Here is a 22,932-nt window from a genome sequence, read left to right as displayed (position 1 = left end):
TAAAATAAAATAGTTATTTTAGTATATTTCTAGGCAGGAGGTGTGATACATGAAATGGTTTAGATTAATACGAGGTGGTCTTCGATGGATTTTAGGAATGAATAGACATCTAAAAAAGAAATAGGTAATTTAGGACTAAATTATTCTTAGATGAAAATTTGATCTTTTTTCATAAATACAATAATGAAAGATATTTATACATTATCGTATATTGAAAAGTTATTAAATGGAGAATATAGAGTTTTTAACATATAATCTCTTAAATTTACAGAACAAAGACAAAATAATAAACCTTGACAATATATTTGTCAAGGTTTATTATTTTGTTAAAGGAGGGTACCAAATGGAAGAAATTCAAAGAATGCAAGATAATTTATTGCTAATAAGACGAACAGTGGGATGGACCGCAGAAGAATTCGGAGAGCAAATTGGGGTCACTCGTCAGACGATAAATAATATTGAGAGCGGAAGAAACAAACTGACAAAAACTCAGTATATCGCAATGAGAAGTGTTCTAGATGTTGAGATTGCTAAACATCCAGAAGAAACTGAAATGTTAAAAACTCTTTTAGATATGTTAGTAGATCATCCTGAAAACTATCCCAAAAAGGATTACGATTATTTGTTAGAAAAAGCAAATATGATGTCACCTTCTATATTAGCAGGAACGTCAACTCGAGCAAATGTTTCAACTGCTTGGATGAAGGATGCTGGGAAAATTGGTGTCATTGTTGCAGGGATTGCAGCTTTACCATTGGCAGGAGTTCCTGTTGTAGGTGCAGTGATTGGTAGTTGGTTAGCTAAAGCAGTAAACAGTACAAGTAAGAAGAAATAAAACAAATTATTTAACATAAAAATATATCTAATAAGGATGTAGAAGTAGTTTAAGTTTATTATCTGAGAATAAATATTAGCGTAGGGAGAATTAAGAATGAAGATATTTATATTAACAGTATTTAGTGTATTGATTTTAGTTGTCATTGTGAATTACAAAACAAAATCCTATTGGAAAAATCAAGCAAATATTAAGTGGAAAGAAATCCAACCGGATATTAAAGAGCTTCAAATGTTGCATAAAGATTATTTTCAAGATTTAAAAGGGATGGGAGTTTTAGATAATCTGCTTTTTAAAACTACTAAAACTAAATTTAATAAGATTAAAGCTAATTATTATGACTATGTAGATTTTTGCAAGAGTAAGAATGTTCCAGTTAATTCAAAGCATGATAATATTGCTAGTATGATTGAAGAGACAGAATGGGCAATTATGAATCCAAAAGAATTAATCAATAACTTATTAAAACGTGCTCAGAAAAATTATGATAAAGAGTATGAGAGTATGATGCTTTCAGGAGAAGGTCTCCTAGAAGAAAGACAAAATTCAATTGCCCTTATTTCGGAAATTGAAGAATTAATAAACACTATTGCTAAAAGACCAAAGTCGTTTGATGTGGCATTAGAAGAGATAAAAGTAGAAAAAACTGAATTTCAAAGTAGAATAGATTATGCTAATTTAGAGAGAGAGAATCTAAAGAAGGGCGCAAAAGGTATGGGTATTGGTGTAGCAGTCGGTAGTGCAGTAGCCGGGGTGGCACCAACTACAGCTTTATGGGTTGCTACAACATTTGGAACAGCATCTACAGGAACAGCGATTTCTGCACTAAGTGGTGCTGCAGCAACAAACGCAGCTTTAGCTTGGTTAGGTGGAGGAACACTTGCGAGTGGAGGTGGAGGTATGCTTGCAGGGCAAGCATTATTAGCTTTAGCAGGACCAATAGGTTGGGGTGTTACTGCAGGTGGAATATTAGTAGGTATTTTTCTTTTCATTAAAAAGAAATTTAAAATACAAGAGGAGAAGAAAGAAGAAATTAAGCGAATTAAGCAGTTTACGGAGAGTTTGCAGGAAGTTAGATTAAAAATAGAACAGATAAAAGTACAAACTGTTTCGATTCATAACCTTCTTCTTAAACAATTGGAGGATTGTTTAGAATTTGCTAATGTAGATTATTCTACAATAACAAGTCGAGATAAAAAAAGATTAGGCACGTTAGTGAATAATACTACGTCGTTATCTTTGCTACTTGGAAAAACATTAGAGGAGTCTAAATAATGATTTTCAAAAGAATATTTAAAAGTTCCGAGAATCAGGCGGTAGCTGCTTGGATTAATTATTTAAATCAGGTGAGATTAGATCGTTTGTTCCAAGGGTTACAAAAACAAAATCTAAATTTAGGAGAAGCTTTAAATACTTTAAATTCAACTCTAGCTCAGGTAAATGATGTTATTATTGAACGAAATCGTGGTGGCGTAAAAGGGATGCACGGATTCATCGCAGAGGTCGCAGAATGTGGTATTGAAAATGCGCGAAATCTAGTTCAGGGAAAAGCAGGAACGTGTACCTGGATAAATGATAATGGGCCAACGGATTTGGTTCGCAATGGTATAGAGATTCAACAAAAATTTGTTAATGCTGGCGGAAACTTATCTTTACAGGCAATTAAACAACATCTTGAGAAATATCCGGATTATTTGAATGGGAATAGAAAATACCAAATACCATCTGATCATTATGAAAAAATCAAATATCTACTCTCTATCTCAGAAGAGCAAGCAAATAAAATGCCAACTAAAAATGGAGAGTTTTCTTTAAAACAATGGAAAACCGTGCATAGTTTTTTTGAAGAAGGTAACGTGAAGTTAGAGGATATCGAACCTTCAAAACTAGGTTATAATGATGTTCAAAAAAATCAAATTAATAAAACGATAGAAACTGAAAAAAATGCAGTTAAAAATACAGATAAAACAATTAGAGAAAAGCTTTATAGTGAAAGTAAACCTACTTTAAAGGAAGGCGCAAAGGTTGCTGCTGGTGCTGCTTTTATAGAAGGTGGATATACTTTTGTAAATGCAATCTATAAAAAGAAAAAAACTGGGAAGGCTATAAAAGAATTTACCAAAGATGATTGGATGGAAATTGCTAAAGAAAGTGGAATAGGGACTCTGAAAGGTGGGGCTCGAGGTGTCACTATCTATGCTCTTACAAATTATACGGCTACGCCTGCTGCAGTTGCTAATGCTTTATTTACTGCGTCTTTTGGAATTGCAAACGAAGCTAATAAGTATAGAAATGGAGAGATTAGCCAAGAAGAATTTCTTTGGAACGCAGAGGTGTTATGTGTTGAAGTAAGTGTTAGCGCGTTGTCTTCTGCAATCGGGCAAGCTGTAATACCAATCCCTGTACTTGGAGCGGTAATAGGGAATGTTGCAGGAACCTTCCTTTATCAAATGGCAAAGGATAATCTGAATAAAAAAGAACAAAGACTAATCAAACAATACTTAAAGGAATTGCAAGAGTATAATGCATTTCTTGATAAGAAACTACAAAATTATATTAGAGAATTAGATGTACAGATGAAAGAATACTATAAACTTTTAGAGATGGCATTTTCTCCAGATTATGAGATGGCATTTCAAGGCGCTATTAATCTAGCTAGATACTTAGGAGTTCCTGAAGAAGAGATTTTAAAAAATGAGAAAGATATTGATATTTATTTTCAGGAATAGAAAAAAGGAGATGCTAAGGAATGAAACGTAAAACATATAATATATTAACGAAAATTCCAATTTACGGTACATTTTTAAAACACTCTTTGAAAAGAGGAAAAGTGATATTGTGTAGTCCGCTGCTTGAGGAAATAGGGAAAGATGGTCTTAATTCGTATGAAATATTTCAATATCTAGAAGAAAAATACCCAGGAGAAGTTGTAACCAATGCACGATTTGCAGAAGGTTGGGGAGCGTTAGCGAAAGACCGAAAAGATGAGTCCAAGAAATAGTTAAAGGAGAAACCTATGAATGAGTTTAAAATAGTGTTAGATGAAAATTTCGGGACATATGTAACGATTCCAGAAGTGAGTAGAAAAGTATGGTTAGAGGTATCAGATGATTTAGAAATATCTGAATTCTCAACGAATCTTCCAAACAGTTATCAAACAAAAATAGATCAACTGTTAGAAAAATCGGGAGTGTGGTTTTATAAAGCAGAAGAGAAAGTTTTTAACGAATTTGGCGAAAAAATACCTTTAGAATTACTTGGAATACATTTGTTATCAGAAGATGACGAACCAGATTTTATTTTTGGACTAGTGTTTGGTTCGCCTAGAGAATCGGAGCATGGAATTGGATTGAAAATGTCATTGAATACAATGGATATTATTGATTATGGAGATGCAGAGGTTGCTTATTTTTAGTTTTGCATAGTCATTATCTATTAACAACAACAAACCGGAGCCCCTTACAGGGCTCCGGCCTTTTTTATTTAACAACTGTCTTCTTGTAGTACATCTCTAACCCAAGTGCTGCAACTAATAGCACCGCGCCGACTGGTAAGTAGAGGGTTGGGTAGACTGAGCTTGTTCCGTAGATGTCGAAGACTCCTTTGAGGAAACTGCCGAAGATGAAGGTGAGGACACCCATCTTGTATGCTGCTTGTGCGTCTTCTGACTCCAGGAAGGTTTTCCTGGTCATTTTCGCTACGAGATTTGGCACCACTCCAAGCACGAGCGGAATCATAAAGAGCAAGTACATGAATGGGGAGTAGACTTGGTGGCTGAAGAATTCATACACCGTTCCGGCGACGAGTGTCACCACTGTTGCGACTGTGTAGAATGTCAGTCCTGTTTTCTTTTTATAAGTAGACAATGTCACTCACCTCTCTTTCTTCGATGTTTCGACCGTTTGTTGTCGGTTTGTTAATGATTTGTCCGTTAAAGTACATGGTTGATGACCCGCCACCGTCTAAGTTATAGGCGGTAGTGACGTTCAATTCTTTCATAAATTCAGCTAATTGTTTTAACGATAATCCTTGGCTTTTGCTCGTACGTCCGTCTGACACCACGAATACATAAGTGCTGTCGTCGACGATTCCGATAGCAGTACGTGGGTTGCTCGCCATGGCTTTCCCAACTTCGTCTGAACTGTCGACGGCCACTTGTCCGTTTTCAATCAACGCTGGGCCAAATGACAAGACTTGCATTGCTCCGTTGTCGACTAACTGTTGGGCCGTGATGTCGCCTTCTTTGATGATGCCGAAGCTTCCGTCCTTGTAGATAACTAAGTCTTCTTGGTTCGCATTCTGACTTTGGCTTCGCAACAGTTGTCCGTTACGAACGACGTATCCAGCATCTCTAGCGCCGTAGTAGTCTCCGTTAATCTCAAGGACCGCGTTCACGCTTTTAGCGGTCATCGAAGTCTTCGCGGTTACGTTTCGACCGTATGTTTCGTTGGCCAAGGCGGTTTTAATTGATGCGTTTCCTTTAATTTTTACCGTTGCGACGTGGATTTGTGTATTGTTTCGCTCGTACGTCTCAATCGAGATGGATTTCGTATCGTCCTCGTAGGCCGTCGCCGTACTCACGGTTGGCGTTGTAGAAGTGCTAGAGTTGCTTGAGTTCCCCGTTGTTCCCGTGCCGCTTGCGCTCGTTCCTGTGGCTGTATTCGTTGCCGCTGCCGTTTCGTTACTGAACTTTGCCAGGCTCTTTGAGATGAAGAGAGTATCGGCGATGACCATCCCTGAAGCCCCAATGAGGACTGCCGTATAAGCGGTCGTTAAGATTTTTCTAAGTGATTTTCCTTTTTTGTTATTTGACATAATGCACACCTTTCTCTTGTCCAAAAATGACTTTCTTCTGTACAAACCAGTTAAAGAAGAACATCCCGATTTCGGTCATGATTTTACCAACGAGTGGTCCGATACCCAGTCCATAGCTGATGCCCATGAGGATAAGCGTGTTCAGCGTTAATGAGAAGCTGGCCAGTAGAATATAGCCGCCGAGTTCTTTGAAAACGGGTTTGTCACTAGCAAAGACGAACTTCTTATTCACAAAGAAGTTGAATCCTGCGCTAATAATACGCGCTGTGATATTGGCAGTCACTAGAGGAATGCCTAGAAAAATCTGGAAGGCATATAGCGTATAGTCTAGAAAAAAAAATACGATGGAAGAAAGAGCGAATTTTAAAATCTCTTTGTAGATTCTGAATGAATCGTGAAGAGGATTAAAGTGTGATCCCTCATTTTTGTTCTCGTAAATCGTTTGAATGTCTAGCTCGCAGAATGGGCGTTTTTCTTTTGCCCAAACCATGAGCACATTCATTTCGTATTCGAAACGTGATCCTGAGATTTCAAGCATTTTCTCTAAATGCGTGCTTGAGAATCCGCGGAGTCCGGTTTGTGTATCGCTCAGTTTAGTTCCGCTGGTCAGTTCGAAAATCTTTAAGGTGATTTTGTTGCCGATACGACTTCTTAGTGGGACGTTGGAGCCGTCGAAGTTTCGAACGCCGAGTACGAGGCTGTCTTGTTCAAGGGCAGCTCGGTTGGCGATGCGCACGATGTCTTCGGGGCTATGTTGTCCGTCAGAGTCTGCCGTCACGATCGCTACTTCCTCATTTGCGTATGTTTCTTTAATGTAGCGATAAGCTGTTTTTAGGCCTTCGCCTTTACCTTTGTTTTCCGGATGCGTTAAAACGGTTGCCCCAGTTAGTTGGTTGAAGATAGGAAGATAGGTCTCCCCGCTACCATCATCCACTACGATGACCTCTAAGTTTTTAGCGATGAGTTGCTGTGCTAAAGGAATTAGTTTTTCCTCTGGTTCATATGCTGGAATAATGACGATTGTTTTCATGGTTGTCACCGCTCGCCTGGTTGGGGAGCTTCTCCTTTCCGTTAGGTTAACTATAATTTGCACGACGAACCTAAAACGTACTTAAAAGAGGTGGAAAAAAATAAAAAAGCTCGGTAAGATAGAGATTGAAAGAACAATGAGTAGAAGGAAACAATGGTGAATAAATGGATTGGAGGGGAGTTTAAAATGGAAACGAAAGGAAGTAGCAAAGAGGTTTTTGAGAAAATCTTTTCAACAGCCTCAGTGGATTGTGGGGAAGATAATAGTGGATTAAAAATGCTATTGCGTTATTATAGAGAGGATATTCCTAACACACCTCGATTTTTATATGATTCGGATGCGGTATACTTTTATCATTTTGATGAAAAAATTTCTTCCCTTGAGAATAGTTGGGAGAAAAAGGATTTTGCTGAACGCGGAGATATTATGACTTCGATTTGGACTCCGCTCACTTATTATTTAGATCTGAATAAAGATGGCAAGATAATAGCGAAAAATAATGCCAGTATCGATAAAATCCTTCCAAATGATGAAACTAGGAATAATGAGACGCTTACTATTTTTAATTATTTGGCAGAACATTATGCATCGAGAGGAAATTTGTTGTTATTACCGAATATGACAAATAAAGCAGGAAAAAGAAATTTGAATCCTGATAAATTTATGATGTCAGAAGATAAACTGGATCAGTTTTTGTATTATTGTTTTGAGGACAATCTAATCGAGTATTTCAACAGCGATAAGAAAAATTTAGTGGAATGGATTTATTCAGAAAGTTTAGAATGTATGTTTCTTCAAGACTTTTTCCAACACTCGTTAGATGAAATTGAGAATGGAAAAGTTACCATAAATCAAAAGAATTTGGAGATAACAGTAGAAAACTTGCAACCGTTGTTAGATAATGCTGAAATTTCAGAATATAAATATCGAGACTTTTTACCAGATGATTGGAAAACATATTTTGATAGGTTGAACAAAGTAATTGCGTATCGGAATGCGAGCGATATCGACTCTCATTTGCCTTTGCAATGGAAGTGAGGAGACAGAGATGATCCATCTAAAAGAAATGACACCGGAAAACTGGAGAATTCCTTTACGAGTTTCTCCGCAACAAGAAAAATACGTTGCCAATTCAACGACGCTGCTCGCACGCGCCTATGCTTATCGACTTCTGGGAAGTGTTGCGTACGTGATTTATGAGGATGAGCTTCCTGTCGGAATGGCCCTCTATTACGATTGCCCGCCGTTAAACGCTTATGATTTTAGCCAACTATTTATCGATGAACGTTATCAGGGGAAAGGCTACGGGAAAAAAGCTGCGCAACTAATAATAGACCGCATGAAGCAAGAGGGACGATTCGAGAAGATTGTTCTTTGTTATGTCGAAGGGAATGAAAGTGCAAGAGTCCTATTCGAAAGTCTAGGGTTCAAACATACTGGTGATGTAGATGGGGATGAAATCACGATGGATCTAATTTTATAATTAATGTTTGTTATATTTTTTTACTATTTGAAAGGAAAAATAGACTAGATGATTGAAATTTTATCCCACAAAAATGAACCTAGATTAGAGTATTACCCGCTTCCTCCTTCTACTATAATCACTAATTTTGTAGAAGGAGAATCACAATGTAATTACGAAATTTATCTATTAGAATTGATTAATGAGTCGAAATATTTTAAAGATAAAGCAAAAGGAGCTTATAAAAGACCAAATACTGAAAATCACGGAGAATGTGATGCTATATCTGAAAATTATGAACTTGATTTTAAGTTATTAGCTTCTTCAACCTATCTTCAAAGTAGAAGTATATTGTTTCCCAGTATTACAATAGATAAAAAAGGAGGAATTACATATGGACAATGTAAAAATCCTGGGGGATATGTTAAGGGTACAAACATTAATGTTGCCTTTCGTTATAGAAGTCTAGAGGATTTAAAGAAATTAGAATGTTCTCATTTGAAGCACGATAAAATTGATGAGGATTTATGTAAAGTTTTAAATATGTTAAAAGTGAAGAAGAACATTATGCTATTCTTTCCATTCAATTTTAAGATAGATAATGAAGTTGATATTAAAAAAGTTGACAAAATTGTAACGAGTGCATTAAATAGTGATTTTCAGTCTCTTTTCCTGTATAGAGAAGAGAGCACAAAACACTATGACACATATTTTGTAACTTTAGTTTTTGAGATGTTTTATATTTACCAAGTCCAAAATAATTTGTTAACTCTAATCGAAAAAATAGATGTTAAAAATATTCCTACATTTTTAAAGCTAAGGTCTTACGGAGTATATGGCTTTCCCGAATGGGAGTAATAATGCAAATCTCCATAAGAGAGAAAGTTAAAATTGAAAGCAGTGCCTACTGTAACATCTCACTTGCGCGATGGTCGCCTGAGTGTTATAATAGGCACTTTTTTTATATACTTATTTATATGAAATGGACTTTTTTTAGAAAAGTTTCATGAAATGAAATAATTTACATATAAAGGAGGAAATTATGTCTACACATAAAAAAGTATCACTTTCAGAAGTGAATCAATCGATAGAAACTCCTAATAATAATCATTTTTTGCAAAACTTATTAGCCTTCTTAGGACCAGGTGCTCTTGTAGCGGTAGGGTATATGGATCCAGGAAACTGGATAACGAGTGTGGTCGGAGGAGCTTCTTATAAATACACATTGCTCTTTGTTATTCTTGTTTCGTCATTAATTGCGATGCAGTTGCAACAAATGTCCGGGAAACTAGGAATTGTGACACGAATGGACTTAGCGCAAGCGACGGCTCATCATGCACCTAAATGGTTGCGTCATATTTTATGGGTGATTGTCGAGTTAGCGCTGATGGCCACTGACTTAGCGGAAGTGCTAGGGTCGGCCATTGCACTGAACCTCTTGTTTGGAATTCCAATTATGGGAGCCATCTTTATTACCGTTCTAGACGTATTTTTATTGTTAGGAATTATGAAGATGGGATTCAAGAAAATCGAAGCGATTGTATCGACCTTGATTTTTACGATTCTTCTGATTTTCGTGTATCTTGTAGCGTTAGCAGATCCAAGTATCTCTGGAATTTTCCAAGGATTCTTACCGACAGCGCAGTTGTTTGATAAGACAGCTCCAGGGCACGAGAGTATATTAACATTAGCACTCGGGATTGTCGGAGCAACCGTGATGCCACATAACTTATACTTGCATTCGTCACTGTCTCAAACAAGAAAAGTCGATTACAATGATCCAAACGATATTCGTAAAGCGGTTCGGTTTATGACATGGGATTCGAACATTCAGTTAAGTTTAGCATTCATTGTGAACTCGCTGTTATTAATTTTAGGAGCCGCATTGTTCTTCGGACATGCTTCTGAAATCTCTGCTTTCTCGCAAATGTACAATGCGTTGCAAGATTCAAAAATTGCCGGGGCAGTCGCAAGTTCCACTCTTTCGACACTGTTTGCGGTCGCTCTATTAGCTAGTGGTCAAAATTCAACCATTACGGGAACATTGACCGGGCAAATCGTGATGGAAGGCTTCTTGCATATGAAATTACCACAATGGATTATCCGACTCGTAACACGATTGTTTGCGTTGTTACCTGTGATTGTAGTGGCAATCCTCTTTGGGGCAAAGGAGAAAACATTGGACCAACTCTTGGTCTATTCACAAGTATTCTTATCAGTGGCATTACCATTTTCCATCTTTCCATTGATTTACTTTACTTCAAAGAAATCACTCATGGGAGAATTTACCAACGCCAAATGGAATACTTTCCTTGGATATGCGGTAGCAATTATCCTAACCATCTTAAACTTTAAGTTAATTATTGATTTATTCTAAAACCAAACGGGCATCTTCGGGTGCTCGTTTTTTCTTTGGTCCTCTGTCAATATAGAGCTTCCTCAAGTACATAGATGTAGGTAAAAATTTTCATGCGAAAACTCCTAATCTTCACAGAAGTTTTGTTGTTTTTTTCAAGAGAATAGGATAGATTATAAGTGAGAAGAATGGAACCGCATTCAAAAGACAGTGCGGTTTCTATACGGTAAAGAAGCATGGAGAAATCCTCCCCAAGAACAATGGCATGTATAAAATCGTTGAACCTTAAGACATAAGATGTAGAGGAGAGAATGTTGACCCAAAGCAAAGGGATATAGTTGTCATCCTTAAGAAGAGAGAATGGAGGAATTAGGATGAAAAAGGGTCTTATTTTGCTGCTATGTATGAATGTGTTGCTATTATCGTCTTGCAAGTCTCCTAACGAACAAAACAAGATAACGACTACGGATACTTCTATAGAAACCTCAACTACAAAGCAAGTGACAGAGCAATCGCAAACGAGCAAAACAACAACTGCTACGCCGGTGACTGCGCAAGAAACAACAACGAGCGTCACTACTCAAGAAACACAAAACGAAACCACCACCGAGGCAGTGGCCCCAACGCCTCAACGACGTAAGAAGATTTTAGCCGTTACTCCGCAAATTCAAGAAGAATGGTATTTCTGCGCTCCAGCAACGGTGAGTATGATTCTTTCCACTCAGGGAAAATTCGTTTCTCAGCGACAACTGGCACAGGAGATGGGAACTTATGTACCTTTTGGAACGCATAATAAAGACGCCATTCGTGTGTTGAATCAGCATTTATTTGGCTATTCAGTGCCTAAGGATGGGCAGGCCGGATATCGCCTAGCTTCTGTCACGAATGCAAGTCCTAATTCTGAAGAGATGAGAGTCTTTAAGGAGCGCGTTCGCAAAAATATTGATGATGGCTATCCAATGTATTACACTTTTACCATTTCCAAAATTTATCCTGGAAAAAATGGGGAGCATAATGTGATTGGAATTGGGTATGAATTGACTCCAGATGGAAAAGATATTTCCGCCATTTATTATTTAGACTCCATGACACATGAACAAGATCCTGTCTATGGTGGTTTAAAAAAGGTGACGCCAGAAGAGCTGCTCGAAGCAATGGTGGCTTGCGAGGAACCTAATTATGCTTGGTAAGAGAATGATGAAATAAAAATAGGATTAGAAGGAAAGTGAGAGGAAATATCAATGAAAAATTTTTCTAGAACAATAAAAATAGGTTTATGTGCGGCAACGCTAGTGACATTAGCTGGATGTGCACAGACATTAGTAAGATCCGAGTCGAAGAATGTGACGGAAACAACTGCTCCATCGACAACTGTCTCAAGCACAAAGCAAGAAACGCCGCAATGGGTGGCATCCTATACAAATATGTCGAACCAGAGTAGCATTGATGAAGTGAAGGCGTTACTGTCTGCTTATATTGATCAAGAGAGTGTAGAATCATTCTTAAAATTGGTGAAGGAGTACAATGAAATTGTCGGAGAGACAGGGCTGCAAGGAGATTTTGTGTCTTTCACCAAAACAGATTATGACGTAGAGAAAATCAGTAATCTCTGGAATCCGAAGATGGGTGATTTTGTCGGAACGAACTGCCGCATTAATACGTATGCATTATTGAAAAATAGTATTGAGATTCCTCCGATTGAAAAAGATGATACGCTCCTTTTCGTTGATAATGACGCCATTGACAAAGGAAAGTTATTTAGCTCAGAGGATAAAGAATCGTTAAATCGATTATTCTCGAGAGTAAAAACAGAAGCCACAACCGATGTGAAAGTGCATGCTTCAAAAATGGAGCAATTCCTCTCTCAGTTCAAATTTAATGAGAATGCACGAATGCTTTCCGTAGTGATTCATGATAATCTGGATGGCGAGTCTCTCTTTATTGGCCATGTCGGTGTATTAGTGCCAACGAGTGACGGCTTCCTTTTCGTTGAGAAGTTAACGTTTGAGGAGCCATATCAGGCGATTAAATTTTCTTCCAAAGAAGATGTTTACAAGTATCTTTCAACGAAATACCAAGACTATACCGGAGAAGGTTTAGCAAAACCGTTTATTATGGATAACAATAAATGGGTAGAGATGAAGTAAAAAGGATGTATTCATCTTGGTAAGCAATTAGGAAGTAACGGGGGGGGGATGGTGAAAGGATGGCTTCTAGCAAGGAATATTTAGCGTATATTTTAGAACAATTATCAGGATTAGAGGATATCCGCTATCGAGCAATGATGGGGGAATATATTTTGTATTACCGGGAAAGGTTGTCGGTGGCGTTTATGATGATCGATTCCTAATCAAAAATGTGACAGCTGCCAGAGAACGCATGCCGGACGCTTCATTGGAACGTCCATATGAAGGGGCAAAAGAAATGCTTTTGGTGGAAAATATAGAAGATAGGGAGTTCTTAACGGATTTGTTTAATTCTATCTATGATGAACTGCCCACTCCAAAACCAAAGAAAAAGAAATAATGCTTGGAGGAGAACGTCACTATTTTGGACGATTAGCAGGCAGTCCTCTGAATCCATAAAGTAACGATAGCACTTATAGCAGTTTCAAAGTGCTGTAGGTGTTTTGGACATGTTGGAAAAAATAGTAGAATGGGAATAGAACCTTCCTCTGTTATTTGGTATAATAACGATACAGTTTAAAGAGATTTGAGGCGAAATCAATGAAGCCAGAAGAGTATTCTTGGAATGAGTGGGAGCGAAATCGCTATATCAATGGGGACGTGAAGGTCCCGTCTGATTATAAAATTAAAGTCACCGATATCCCGGAGAAGAGGCTGGAGTTAGAAATAATCCTTGAACAATTACCGCATAAAGAGGTTACGCGTTGGGCTGTTGAAAATGCCCGTAATTTTATAGAGGATATTGAAAGCTTTGCTGATAAGGAATCTATTCTAGAGGAAACATTGAATGTATTTCAACAGCGACTCGAAGGCAAGATAAGCTCCTATCAGCTTCGTCAAGCTGGATTTTTAGCAAACACTTTATCAAAGCGGTCGAAGGCGGATATCAGTAAGTTTGCTGCCAGAGTATACGCGCAAGCTATAGCATCTGCTCATATGAGAGGGCATGCGATGGTTTCTTCTGATTATGCAATTAAAGTCATCCAACTGAAGAATCCTATAGACTTAGACCGCATTAGAGCTGAAAGAGAGCGACAAATTTCATTAGCGCGAGTTTTTTTAAAGAAAGTAGGACACTAAAGATGAACATGATTATTAGAGAAATTATAGATAAAAAGGAAAAAGAATCGATTTCAAAAGAAGTTTTATATGATCTTCCAGAATGGTTTGGAATGCCAGAAAGCACGCAGGAATATGTCGATGATGCGAAAGAGAAGCCGTTTCTTGCTTGTTTTGTAGAGGATAAGCTCGCAGGATATGTTGTGTTGAATGCTACGAGTGAGGATTGTGCAGATATTTTTGTGATGGGAGTCAAAAAGGAATTTCACCGCAAAGGAATCGGCCAAAAATTGAATGAGGCGTATGAGCAACTAGCACGGAGTTTAGGGTACACTTATTCTCAAGTGAAGACTGTGAAAATGGGGCATTACGAACAGTATGATTGCACGAATCTTTTTTATAAGGCGATGGGGTATAAGGAGTTAGAATGCTTCCCGACATTGTGGGATGAATGGAATCCGTGTCAAATCTATATTAAATATTTAGGGGAATGAAGCGGGAAATTACAACAGAAAATAGGAAACAGAGAAGAATTCGATGAAAGTAAAGAAGATTGGTATCGTCAGTTTGTCTAGCGGAATTTTAGGGGAGAATTTCATTCAACATGAACTCAATCTTGGAAAGAAACGATTAGAAGAATATGGGATAGAAGTTGTGTTTTTGCCTCATGCATTAAAAGGGCTAGAATTTATAAAGCAACATCCCGAATGTAGAGCGCAAGACTTACTAACCGCTTTTCAGGATGATTCGATAGAGTTGATTTTATGTGCCATTGGTGGAGATGATACGTACAGATTGCTACCTTATTTATTTGAACAGGACGCGCTTAAAAAGGTTGTCAAGCAAAAGATTTTTCTAGGTTTTTCAGATACGACTATCAATCATTTGATGTTGCATAAGGTGGGCATTCGCAGTTTCTATGGGCAAGCGTTTTTGCCAGATGTGTGTGAACTTTCGAAGGAAATGCTTTCGTATACAAAATCGTATTTTGAGGAATTACTGACATCGGGAAGAATTAAAGAAATTCGCCCAAGTGACATTTGGTATCAGGAGAGAGAAGATTTTAGTGAAAAGGGATTAGGGGTTTCGATGCCAAGTTTTCCAAATCACGGGTTTGAGTTGCTTTCAGGGGCTGCTCAGCTTACAGGACAAATCCTAGGAGGGTGTTTGGAATCCATGTCGGAATGTCTCGAAAATTCAAGATATGAGGATACGGTTCGCCTTGTTCAGCAGTATCACCTATTTCCAACTTTAGAAGAATGGGCAGGGAAAATTCTTCTACTGGAGACGAGTGAAGAACAACCGACTCCTGAACACTTCCAAAAGATGATTCAAACGCTAGAACGCTATGGACTTTTTGATGTGGTGTCTGGAGTGCTTGTTGGAAAACCACAAAATGAAACTTACTATGATGAGTATAAAGAGATTCTTCTGGAAGAATTAGGGGAGAAGCAGCTATCCATTGTCTACAATATTAATGTGGGGCATGCGACACCTCGTTGTATTATTCCTTTTGGGATTGAAGCTCAAGTGGATGTGGACGACCAAGTGATTCGTTTTATCTATGAATAATAAAATTACAGAAGTGAGAGTAATGAAGCAGACTCAAATGCGGAAGAGGAGTCTGCTTTCATTTTTCTACAACGGTGATAATTTCCAAGATGTATTTACTGACAAAAGGAAATAGAAATGCCATAATGAGATGAATTCTAATAAATTTGGGTATTGGATGAAATCGCTACTGTATAGGGAATCCGAACCTGAGGACTAAAACTCTTATGGAAAAGGAGTAAATATGGGAATAAAAAGATGTGATTGGGCTAACCACAGTCTACTTGAACAAAAATACCATGATGAAAAGTGGGGAGTCCCTATCTTTGATGATAAGGAATTATTTAAGATGCTTTGTTTAGAAGGGATGCAAGCAGGCCTCAGTTGGTCTACGATTCTTCAAAAAATGGAAGGTCTTTGTAAAGCTTTTGATAACTTTGATCCAGACATTGTGGTGAACTATGATGAAGAGAAGGAAGCTGAGCTCCTTCAAAATAAAGAAATCATCCGAAATCGATTGAAAGTAAAATCTGTTGCGAATAACGCCAAAGCTTACTTTAAGATATGTGAAGAGTTTGGGTCATTTAGCGACTATTTATGGGGATTCGTTAATCATACCCCAATCATCAATTCTTGGGAATCCATCACAGAAGTCCCTGCAAAAACGGAGCTTTCGGACAAGATTAGTAAAGATTTGAAGAAAAGAGGATTTAAATTTATTGGCTCTACTATTATTTATGCATTTATGCAATCGGTAGGGATGGTAAATGACCACCTTCTGGACTGTGAATTTAGAAGGGTAGAGAAGGATTAAAGTAATTTTTAATGTTAGAAAGGTGAAGGAAAAACATGAAAAAAATCGCAGCAAAAGAGTTTAAAGAATTATACCAAACAAGTGAAATCGCGGTGTTAGATGTACGAGAAAAGGGAGAATTTCAAGACGGACATATTCCAACAGCAAAGAACTATCCTCTAAGTACGTTGGAAAAAGAGTATGAAACATTAAATCCGGAGCAAAAATACTACGTCATCTGCCAAGGTGGGATGCGTTCAGCAAGGGCTTGTCAATTTTTGGAAGAAAAAGGCTTTGACGTGACGAATGTTGAAGGTGGCATGAATCAGTGGCAAGCTTAAAGAAAACGACCGAAGTTCAACTAGAGCCATTTAACAAAAACTTTCTGCAAGAGATTTGGAAGATTGGTTTTTCTACGGATCAACCAGAGTGGACGAAGTTGAACGCACCGTATTTTAATGATTATCGCAAGTTTGACGATGCGAAAAGTTTTGAAGAAAGCTCGATTGCAGATTTTTTAATGAGCGACGATTGCAGATGTGTTGTCGCTAACGGTCAGCCTGTAGGGATGGTTTCAAAATCATGGGTGGATGAAGCTACTCGCTGGCTAGAAATTGGGATTGTGATTTATGACAATCAGTTGTGGGGCGAGGGAATTGCAACAAACGCGCTGACGAAGTGGGTGGATGCTATTTTCCAAGAAATCGATGCGCTCGAACATATTGGAATGACGACTTGGAGTGGGAACAGTGCGATGATGGTCGTTGCTGAGAAATTAGGGTTCCTAAAAGAAGGTCAAATCCGTAAAGTCCGTTACTATCAAGGACAGTATTATGACAGCGTAAAATATGGAATTTTACGCGAAGAGTGGACTACAAGAGCATAACAATAAAGAAAGAGACTGATTACGCGAATCAGTCTCTTTTAGTATGCAAGTCGTGATTATTTTCCAGGAGTTTTTGGATCTAAGCCAAATGATTGTTCTAAAATTGGTCTTAAATTATTTATCGTATCCGCTGTACCTTCTATTGCGATAGCGTACACTTTATCACCTTTTTGAACGACCCATTCGTACATGTATTTACCATCAGAGAATGCAATTTTCATTAAGTAGGCATCCTCTCCAGCAAATTTAGCTCTTGAGCCTTGTAGACTAGTCTGTTGTTTGTCATTTTGCCAGTGGTCATACAAACGATTCGCAATTAACTCTGCGCCAAAGGTTTCTCCGTTAGCAAGTTTGACAGAGTCTTTAGTGTACGAGTTCATTGATAATACATTGTATTTATCTGGTGAAGAAAACTGGAATTGAGAACCAGTATTTTTATCTTGGTATGCGACCCAATCTTTAGGAACATTGACATAACCAGATGCTTCACGGCCAACGCGTTGAGTATCCGAAAGTGAAACTTCTTTAGTAGTAGAAGAAGCGCCAGCAGTTGTTGTTGGAGTAGTTGTAGTTTGTGTAGCCGTAGTTTCTTTAGCGACTTCAGTAGTTGGTGTTGCAACAGTATCTATTGCTTTCTTTTCGCCGTTCCCGCAAGCCGCTACCATTAATGCGGATAGAAGCGTAACAGAACCTAATAAAATTTTGTTTTTCATAATAATTAATCTCCTTCATTTAGTTCAGATTTTTGATTATTGTCCGGGAGTTTTTGCCTCTAAGCTCCATGTCTGTTCGATAACAGGTCTTAAAGCATTAAGCATATCCTCAGAACCTTCGACTTCGATGGCGTATATTATCTCACCTTTTTGGAAAAACCAACAGAGGTAGTATTTACCGTCTGTAAATAGGACTTTAAGTAAGAAAGCCTCCTCGCCAGCGAATTTGGCTTTTACACCTTTTATTTGGTCGACCTCTTTTGAGTTTTTTAACTTAGCGTATGTACGATTAGCCATTAACTCTGCACCAAATGTTTCACCGCTTCCAAGTTCTACTTTATCTTTAGTAAAATTGTATAGCACCACAGCATTATACTGATCTGGTGAAACATATTGTACTTTAGTTTCGCTATTCTTGATCCAGTCTTTAGGGATATTGAGATAACCAGTATCAGCATTCCCGATTCGTTGAGTGTCTGCAAGTGAGATTTCTTTTACGTCAGATGAAGCCCCAGCAGTTGTTGTAGTCGTTACAGTTGCAGTTGTGTTTGCTTGGGTTGTTGGTGCTGCTGTTGTCTCCGTTGCTTTCTTTTCGCCGTTCCCGCAAGCCGCTACCATTAACGCAGATAGAAGCGTTACGGAACCTAATAAAATTTTATTTTTCAAGATAATTGTTCTCCTCAACAGATTTATTATATTTGTATTATATCACTTAGCAGATTGAATTTAAATAAAAAACATTTTCAAAGGATGAGGAAAGATAGGGTATCACAAAAGAGACTAATCGCGTGGATTAGTCTCTTTTAGGTTGTTAGTGATTATTTTCCGGGATTCTTAGGATCTAGACCCCAAGTTTGTTCGATAAGTGAAATCATCGTTACAATCGTCTTTTTGTCTCCTTCAAAAGAAGCGGTATAGACTTTATCCCCTTTTTCGAAAATCCAAGTAAAGTAGTATTTTCCGTCTTTCATTAAGAGTTGTAAGAGGTAAGCATCCATTCCGGATACTTTTGTTTTAGTACCTTGGATTTTATCAACATTTTGTTGACCACTCCAGTTAGCCGCTAGACGATTGGCAATCATCTCTGCTCCCCAAGTTTCTCCTTCACCAGGTTTTGCTTGATCTTGAGTGAATCCATTTAATGTAATAATGTTGTACCCATCGAGTGCTGAGTACTGGAATTGTGGTCCACCATTCACATCTTTAAAGTTGACCCAATCTTTAGGAACATTGACGTATCCAGCATCGTCTCGTCCAACACGTTGAGTGTCATTGAGTGAGATTTCTTTTTCTTCCGAAGAAGCTCCTGTTGTTGTCGTCGCTTGAGTGGTTGCTTGCGTAGTTGTTTCTTTAACAGCTTCCGTTGTTTGTACGGTCGTCGTTTCTTTTGTTTCTTTAGTAGAGTTACCGCATGCTGCAAACACAAGTGCAGAAAGAACAGTAACAGAGCCTAATAAAATTTTGTTTTTCATTATGATTGTTCTCCTTAATGTTGTTGTCACACGGTTATTTTACCATTTTCCTTTTGAGTTTAAAAGTGCATTTAATATTACAAGAAAAACTAATACATACTCTTGTTGTTTTATGACTAATTCCTATTCCCTTAAGCGATATGATGAATTATAATTAAAAAAATCGTTATCATTTGATTATAGATATAAGTGGGAGGAAATTAAGAGTGAATAAGGCTTATTTATTAACTTGGAATCCAGATAATTGGAACTGGCCTGATTATAAGGAAAAGGTGCAAGCTGTAAAAGAAGGTAAGACAGTCATTGAACCGTGGACGAGTAGTAGTAAACAACCAAATGTAGGGGACCAAGTATTCTTATTAAAAACCAAAGTGGGAATCATTGGCCACGGACATGTTGAAAAAGCTTCATATGAAGCGCCTCATTATGATTCTAAGAAGGCTGAAGAAGGACAGAAAACGAATCATATTGACGTTAAATTTGATTGGTTAATGGATGAAATTGATAATAATTATATTTCGCTTGAATTACTAGAAAGCGTGTTTCCGAAGCAAACATGGAGACCACAATCTTCAGGTATCGAAATCAAAGAAGAATATATAAATAATTTAGAGAAAGTTTTTCAACAAGTAAAATCAATTCCAACCACTCGCATTGATTTTGAAGCTTTATATACTTTTTTGAAAAATGATTGCAGAAGAATTTACAGCGATCCTGAAAAAGCAGGTGACAAAAAATCAGAAATGGAAGAAATAAAAAAAGTTGGGCAAACAGCTTATCAAGCATTTAACAAATATGGGAAATTTATTGAGAAGTTAATCCCTGGTTATACGATGGGAAAATCAACTGGTTGGCAAAATTCTGGAAGGCTGATGAAGTACTTTTGGATAGAATTTAAGAAAGTCGGCTACGATGACTTAGCGCATAGTATTTCTATTTCAATGAATGCATATCCAGAATATAACAAGCGAAAGGGAGTAACTCTATCTGTCAGAGTTGAAGCAAAAGATTCTCAGTGTAAAAAGGATTCTATTTTTTCTGAAAAAGAAGTTTATAAAATTCACAATAGTATTCTAGATATTCCTATCAAAAAAACTGACAACTTGTATTATCAAGCAAGTGTGAAATCTAGATATACGGATACATTCAAAAAATTTGGTATTGATGCAGAGGAAGTACGTAAGGAACTTGATCAATTAGAAAAAGTTCAAATCGTTAAGGAAATAACAGGACCATATAAAGAACAGAACACCTCAGACATTTTAATGCAAACTGTTCAAGCAATTGCTGAACTAATGCCTTACTATGAACATATTTTAGAAGTTAGAGAAAACAGAATTAAAGAAAAAGAGGGCAGTTTGATGATAAATGAAGAATCAGAAACGATATATAATTCAAATCAATCAGGAAATGATATCGCAAAAAACACCATATTATATGGTCCTCCAGGAACGGGGAAAACGTACTATACTGCCTACTATTCAGTTGCAATCTGTGATGATGTTCCCATTGAAGAATTGGAAGAAAAACCTTACGGAGAAGTGTTAGAAAGATTCAATACATTAAAAGCTGAGGGAAGAATTGCCTTTACAACCTTTCATCAATCGTATGGGTATGAGGAGTTTATTGAAGGAATTAGACCCGTAATGGCAGGAGAGGAAGAGAAGAAATCAATAGAATATGAAATAGTCCCTGGAGTATTTAAGGAATTCTGTGAAGAATCTGTTCACGTTGATAAACCTTGTGTCTTTATTATTGATGAAATCAATCGAGGAAATATTTCTAAAATATTTGGCGAGTTAATCACTTTAATTGAGGAAACAAAGAGAAAAGGTGAAACAGAGGGGTTGAGTGCTTTCTTACCATATTCTCAGGAAGAGTTCGGAGTTCCAAAAAATGTTTATATTCTAGGAACAATGAATACGGCAGATAGATCCATTGCATTGATGGATACAGCATTGCGTAGAAGATTCAACTTCATAGAAATGATGCCAGATTGCAGAACCATTAAAGATGTTGTAATTCGTCAAAATGAGAAAGAAGTTAATATTGGTAATGTCTTAGATATTATCAATCGAAGAATTGAATTTCTATTTGATAGAGAACATACAATTGGACATGCCTTTTTCACCTCTCTGAAAAATGATAATTCAAACTCAATTGAGCGATTAGCTGCTATCTTTAAAAATTCAATCATTCCTCTATTACAAGAGTATTTCTACGATGATTATGAAAAAATTCGCCTTGTGCTGGGTGATAATCATAAAAAAGATGAGCAATTCCAATTTATTAAAAAAATAAACATTGCACCAAAAGAATTGTTTGGGGAGTCTATTAGATTAGAAAGTACAGCTGTGTACTCATTGAACGAGGATGCTTTAGGTAAAATTGAAAGTTATCAAGGGATTCTTTTGCCTCAACAAGAGAACTAGTCGGGTGATTGTATGAATGATAAATTATTATCCATTAAAGAGTTTGAGTTTATCACATCGAATAACAGCTATGCCGAAACAGGAGATAACATCCATTATCTCTCAGAAAGATATTTTAAAGAACTAGACGATTTTATTCGAAATCAAGAGAGTACAGATGATGAAGGGAATCCTCTAGATTTTCTAAGAGCTAGAACTGTCAAAGGAATAGGAAATGTCATTCAAGCAAAGAATTTTGTAGGTCTCATACAGCTAGAAAGCGGATGTCAGATTCAGATTCTTCCAAAAGTAGATTTTGGTACGAACGATACAGGGAAAACTACAGAAGAAGTATTTATAGATATGTTAAAGACTATGAAAGATTTCCCAGGGAAAGTGTTTAGTTCTGCAAATTTAAGAACAGAGAGTGTTAATCTATATGAGATTTTTATTAATATGTATCTGTATCAATTATCTTTACTTACCCGTAAAGGATTGAAATCTGCATATATTTCTCAAGAAGATACGTTGAACGTCTTTAAAGGGAAATTATTGGTTAATCGACACCTTAAAGAAAATATCGGACATGCAGAAAGATTCAGCCTGGCTTACGATGAATTTAATTTAAATCGACCTGAGAATCGATTGATAAAATCGACGTTATTAAAATTACAGAAAATCAGTACGAGTTCTAATAACTTAAAATCCATTCGACAACAATTAATCTATTTTGATTTGGTGGCTCCCTCTTGGAATTATGCAAGTGATTTTGACGAGGTTCAGATTGACCGAACTACAAAGGATTATGAAGAAATTCTGGCTTGGAGCAAAGTATTCTTGATGAATAAGAGTTTCTCGATCTTTTCTGGAGATAATAAGGCACGTGCTTTATTATTCCCGATGGAAAAAGTATACGAATCATTTGTATCGATGCATATCGTAGATATTTTCGAAAGAGAACACTATTCAGTATCTACTCAAGATACGGGTAGATATTTACTGAAAGAAGAAAATCGTAATATATTTTCGTTAAGACCGGATATCGTTGTTAAGGATAAAGAAGAAAATACCATTATTATGGATACCAAGTGGAAACGATTATATGATTCTCCACAAGAAAACTATGGTATATCTCAGACGGATATGTATCAAATGTATGCATATTCGAAAAAATATAATGCGAATAAGGTTTGGGTGTTATATCCAAGAGTGAACGAGTTAGAAAATAGAATCATTGAATTTAGAGATGAGGATACAAAAATCCATATCTTCTTTGTTGATGTTTCAGAGATTAAAAAGAGTATCAAAGAACTATTGAGAGAAATTAAAGCTTAAGTATATTAGTTTTGAGATGATAAACATA

Annotated in this window: 25 protein-coding genes and 1 pseudogene; 20 read left to right on the top strand and 6 right to left on the bottom strand. The window is 37.0% G+C overall.

What is annotated here, in order from left to right:
• Positions 1-343 precede the first annotated feature (343 nt).
• From HMPREF3103_RS08775 to HMPREF3103_RS08755, 5 genes are all read left to right on the top strand, one after another.
• Positions 344-835: a helix-turn-helix transcriptional regulator gene (locus HMPREF3103_RS08775; protein ID WP_070439328.1), complete on the top strand. Its 492-nt coding sequence runs from the start codon at positions 344-346 to the stop codon at positions 833-835.
• Positions 836-931: 96 nt separating this feature from the next.
• Positions 932-2,110: a hypothetical protein gene (locus HMPREF3103_RS09660; RefSeq protein ID WP_083278783.1), complete on the top strand. Its 1,179-nt coding sequence runs from the start codon at positions 932-934 to the stop codon at positions 2,108-2,110.
• Complete coding sequence (locus HMPREF3103_RS09655) at positions 2,110-3,564, top strand: hypothetical protein (protein ID WP_070439324.1); 1,455 nt, start codon at positions 2,110-2,112, stop codon at positions 3,562-3,564. Before HMPREF3103_RS09660 ends, HMPREF3103_RS09655 begins: the two co-directional genes overlap by 1 nt.
• 20 nt (positions 3,565-3,584) lie before the next feature.
• On the top strand, positions 3,585-3,836 hold the full coding sequence (locus HMPREF3103_RS08760) for a hypothetical protein (protein WP_070439321.1): 252 nt from the start codon (positions 3,585-3,587) through the stop codon (positions 3,834-3,836).
• Between the two features lie 15 nt (positions 3,837-3,851).
• The gene (locus HMPREF3103_RS08755; RefSeq protein WP_070439318.1) at positions 3,852-4,250 is read left to right on the top strand and encodes a hypothetical protein; all 399 of its coding nucleotides are present in this window, start codon (positions 3,852-3,854) and stop codon (positions 4,248-4,250) included.
• A gap of 64 nt (positions 4,251-4,314) precedes the next feature.
• Here the strand turns inward: HMPREF3103_RS08755 and HMPREF3103_RS08750 are convergent, their stop codons facing one another.
• Genes HMPREF3103_RS08750 through HMPREF3103_RS08740 form a run of 3 tightly spaced genes read right to left on the bottom strand, consistent with a single transcriptional unit; the run spans position 4,315 to position 6,680 of the window.
• Positions 4,315-4,707 carry a hypothetical protein gene (locus HMPREF3103_RS08750; protein ID WP_070439315.1) on the bottom strand — a complete coding sequence of 131 codons (393 nt, stop codon included), beginning with the start codon at positions 4,705-4,707 and terminating at the stop codon, positions 4,315-4,317.
• Positions 4,688-5,650 carry a phosphodiester glycosidase family protein gene (locus HMPREF3103_RS08745; protein ID WP_070439312.1) on the bottom strand — a complete coding sequence of 321 codons (963 nt, stop codon included), beginning with the start codon at positions 5,648-5,650 and terminating at the stop codon, positions 4,688-4,690. The genes HMPREF3103_RS08750 and HMPREF3103_RS08745 overlap by 20 nt, the downstream gene beginning before the upstream one ends.
• A complete protein-coding gene (locus HMPREF3103_RS08740) occupies positions 5,640-6,680 on the bottom strand; it encodes a bifunctional glycosyltransferase family 2/GtrA family protein (protein WP_070439309.1) in 1,041 nt (346 codons plus the stop codon). Before HMPREF3103_RS08740 ends, HMPREF3103_RS08745 begins: the two co-directional genes overlap by 11 nt.
• A gap of 153 nt (positions 6,681-6,833) precedes the next feature.
• Here HMPREF3103_RS08740 and HMPREF3103_RS08735 point away from each other — a divergent pair, with 153 nt between their 5' ends.
• From HMPREF3103_RS08735 to HMPREF3103_RS08675, 13 genes and pseudogenes are all read left to right on the top strand, one after another.
• Positions 6,834-7,718: a hypothetical protein gene (locus HMPREF3103_RS08735; protein ID WP_070439306.1), complete on the top strand. Its 885-nt coding sequence runs from the start codon at positions 6,834-6,836 to the stop codon at positions 7,716-7,718.
• A 10-nt stretch (positions 7,719-7,728) separates the two neighbouring features.
• Positions 7,729-8,163 carry a GNAT family N-acetyltransferase gene (locus tag HMPREF3103_RS08730; RefSeq protein ID WP_070439302.1) on the top strand — a complete coding sequence of 145 codons (435 nt, stop codon included), beginning with the start codon at positions 7,729-7,731 and terminating at the stop codon, positions 8,161-8,163.
• 48 nt (positions 8,164-8,211) lie between these two features.
• Positions 8,212-9,000 carry a hypothetical protein gene (locus HMPREF3103_RS08725; RefSeq protein WP_070439299.1) on the top strand — a complete coding sequence of 263 codons (789 nt, stop codon included), beginning with the start codon at positions 8,212-8,214 and terminating at the stop codon, positions 8,998-9,000.
• Between the two features lie 184 nt (positions 9,001-9,184).
• Positions 9,185-10,519 (top strand): Nramp family divalent metal transporter, encoded by a 1,335-nt coding sequence (locus HMPREF3103_RS08720; RefSeq protein WP_070439296.1) that lies wholly within the window; start codon positions 9,185-9,187, stop codon positions 10,517-10,519.
• A gap of 353 nt (positions 10,520-10,872) precedes the next feature.
• Entirely contained in the window at positions 10,873-11,688 is an 816-nt protein-coding gene (locus HMPREF3103_RS08715) for a C39 family peptidase (RefSeq protein WP_070439293.1), read from the top strand.
• A gap of 51 nt (positions 11,689-11,739) precedes the next feature.
• Positions 11,740-12,645 (top strand): DUF4300 family protein, encoded by a 906-nt coding sequence (locus HMPREF3103_RS08710; RefSeq protein WP_070439290.1) that lies wholly within the window; start codon positions 11,740-11,742, stop codon positions 12,643-12,645.
• A 59-nt stretch (positions 12,646-12,704) separates the two neighbouring features.
• Positions 12,705-13,024 (top strand): annotated as a pseudogene (locus HMPREF3103_RS08705) (TfoX/Sxy family protein).
• A gap of 200 nt (positions 13,025-13,224) precedes the next feature.
• Complete coding sequence (locus HMPREF3103_RS08700; RefSeq protein WP_070439287.1) at positions 13,225-13,764, top strand: putative immunity protein; 540 nt, start codon at positions 13,225-13,227, stop codon at positions 13,762-13,764.
• 2 nt (positions 13,765-13,766) lie between these two features.
• Positions 13,767-14,237 (top strand): GNAT family N-acetyltransferase, encoded by a 471-nt coding sequence (locus tag HMPREF3103_RS08695; RefSeq protein WP_070439284.1) that lies wholly within the window; start codon positions 13,767-13,769, stop codon positions 14,235-14,237.
• Positions 14,238-14,280: 43 nt separating this feature from the next.
• Complete coding sequence (locus HMPREF3103_RS08690; protein WP_070439281.1) at positions 14,281-15,315, top strand: S66 family peptidase; 1,035 nt, start codon at positions 14,281-14,283, stop codon at positions 15,313-15,315.
• A gap of 223 nt (positions 15,316-15,538) precedes the next feature.
• A complete protein-coding gene (locus HMPREF3103_RS08685) occupies positions 15,539-16,108 on the top strand; it encodes a DNA-3-methyladenine glycosylase I (RefSeq protein WP_070439278.1) in 570 nt (189 codons plus the stop codon).
• A 35-nt stretch (positions 16,109-16,143) separates the two neighbouring features.
• On the top strand, positions 16,144-16,428 hold the full coding sequence (locus HMPREF3103_RS08680) for a rhodanese-like domain-containing protein (protein WP_070439275.1): 285 nt from the start codon (positions 16,144-16,146) through the stop codon (positions 16,426-16,428).
• Complete coding sequence (locus HMPREF3103_RS08675) at positions 16,416-16,973, top strand: GNAT family N-acetyltransferase (RefSeq protein WP_070439272.1); 558 nt, start codon at positions 16,416-16,418, stop codon at positions 16,971-16,973. The genes HMPREF3103_RS08680 and HMPREF3103_RS08675 overlap by 13 nt, the downstream gene beginning before the upstream one ends.
• A 56-nt stretch (positions 16,974-17,029) precedes the next feature.
• On the opposite strand, the gene HMPREF3103_RS08670 is transcribed toward HMPREF3103_RS08675, so the two are convergent.
• From HMPREF3103_RS08670 to HMPREF3103_RS08660, 3 genes are all read right to left on the bottom strand, one after another.
• Positions 17,030-17,686 (bottom strand): hypothetical protein, encoded by a 657-nt coding sequence (locus tag HMPREF3103_RS08670; RefSeq protein WP_049554942.1) that lies wholly within the window; start codon positions 17,684-17,686, stop codon positions 17,030-17,032.
• A 36-nt stretch (positions 17,687-17,722) separates the two neighbouring features.
• Positions 17,723-18,352, bottom strand: coding sequence for a hypothetical protein (locus HMPREF3103_RS08665; RefSeq protein WP_049554941.1), 630 nt, complete (start codon positions 18,350-18,352; stop codon positions 17,723-17,725).
• A gap of 152 nt (positions 18,353-18,504) precedes the next feature.
• Complete coding sequence (locus tag HMPREF3103_RS08660; protein WP_049554940.1) at positions 18,505-19,158, bottom strand: hypothetical protein; 654 nt, start codon at positions 19,156-19,158, stop codon at positions 18,505-18,507.
• 206 nt (positions 19,159-19,364) lie between these two features.
• On the opposite strand from HMPREF3103_RS08660, the gene HMPREF3103_RS08655 reads away from it, so the two are divergent.
• Complete coding sequence (locus tag HMPREF3103_RS08655; RefSeq protein ID WP_053091347.1) at positions 19,365-21,590, top strand: McrB family protein; 2,226 nt, start codon at positions 19,365-19,367, stop codon at positions 21,588-21,590.
• Positions 21,591-21,602: 12 nt separating this feature from the next.
• Positions 21,603-22,904 carry an McrC family protein gene (locus tag HMPREF3103_RS08650; protein ID WP_049554939.1) on the top strand — a complete coding sequence of 434 codons (1,302 nt, stop codon included), beginning with the start codon at positions 21,603-21,605 and terminating at the stop codon, positions 22,902-22,904.
• The last annotated feature ends 28 nt before the right edge of the window (positions 22,905-22,932 follow it).

Source organism: Granulicatella sp. HMSC30F09 (genome assembly GCF_001806915.1).
Taxonomy (GTDB): Bacteria; Bacillota; Bacilli; order Lactobacillales; family Aerococcaceae; genus Granulicatella; species Granulicatella adiacens.
The sequence above is the reverse complement of the archived record's forward strand: the minus strand, read 5'-3'. Positions and strand labels throughout refer to the sequence as shown.